Annotated in this window: 2 protein-coding genes; one reads left to right on the forward strand and one right to left on the reverse strand. The window is 65.7% G+C overall.

Features of this window, described 5'->3' with window-relative positions:
* Positions 1 to 615: FAD-dependent oxidoreductase (locus R1101_RS0123970; protein ID WP_016935690.1), on the reverse strand; the 615-nt coding region annotated here is incomplete at its 3' end.
* A gap of 100 nt (positions 616 to 715) precedes the next feature.
* On the opposite strand from R1101_RS0123970, the gene R1101_RS0123975 reads away from it, so the two are divergent.
* Positions 716 to 1145: LysR family transcriptional regulator (locus R1101_RS0123975; RefSeq protein WP_157179207.1), on the forward strand; the 430-nt coding region annotated here is incomplete at its 3' end.

Genomic DNA, 1145 nt, shown 5'->3' on the forward strand with positions numbered 1-1145 from the left:
GGCGCCACGACGGCGCGCGTCCGACAGCAATCGATGTGTCAGGGCGCCGAAGTCGACGTCGGTGCCTGCCTCGTAGCGCGTAGCGGCGACCGGTTCCGATCCGGTGCGACCGGCCATCACCAGCGGCGCCCATCGGGCGATCGTGTCGGGGTCCTCGCTGTACTCCATCGCCGAGAACAGCGGTGATCGCTGAAGCGTGGCGTACCGCCGCCGTAGGTAGTCCACATCACGTTCGCCGAAGACGACATCCATGTGCGGCGTCGCGTTCACGAACGTCGCAGGTGCCTCGTCCGGCTCGTCGAGGGAGTCCCAGAACTGCCGTGAAATCCGGAACTGTCGGCCGATCTCCTCGGCCCGGGTCGAATCCGTGGGGTCGGGCATGTAGTTCAGCTCACACAGGCCGGCGTGCCCGGTCCCGGCATTGTTCCACGGGGCACTGCTTTCGATCGCGACCTCATCGAGTCGTTCCAGGACGAGAATCGACCGATCGGGTTCGAGGTGTGCCAACAGTGCACCCAATGTCGCCGACATGATGCCGGCACCGACCAGGACGGCGTCGTACTCGGGGTCGTCGTACTGTGTTCCTTCGGCAGAGTGTCTCCGACTCACCGTCATTCACCCGCTTTCGTCGTTGTCGATCATCAGCGTGCGCCTCTCCCCACTCATCCGTCCAATGAGATTCTGCGGTCAGTATCATGCAGATATGGATTGGTATGTGACGACCGAGACCTCCGCCGTGGCTCCGCTACTCGCCGCCTTCGACGCCGCGGCACGCGAAGGCCACATCACCCGGGCGGCAGATCTACTCGACGTCCCCCAGTCCTCGGTCAGCCGCCGTATCCGGGCACTCGAGAAGACGCTGGGCGTGACACTGTTCCAGCAGTCCGGGCGCGGGGTCGTGTTGACGACGGCCGGACGAGAGTTGCACGAACGCATCCGACATCTGATCCGTGAACTCGACGGCGCGATCACCACCGTGCGCGAGCACGCCGATCCCGACCGCGGCGTCGTCCGCTTCGGGTTCCCACTCACCCTCGGACCGGTGAGCATCCCGTCGCTGCTGGCCGAGTTCCACCATCGCGCACCCGGAATCCGGCTCCACCTGGTCCAGGCTCACGGCGAAGCACTCGCCGCGATGGTCCGCG

It is taken from the genome of Rhodococcus sp. R1101 (assembly GCF_000278445.1).
Taxonomy (GTDB): domain Bacteria; phylum Actinomycetota; class Actinomycetes; order Mycobacteriales; family Mycobacteriaceae; genus Rhodococcus; species Rhodococcus gordoniae.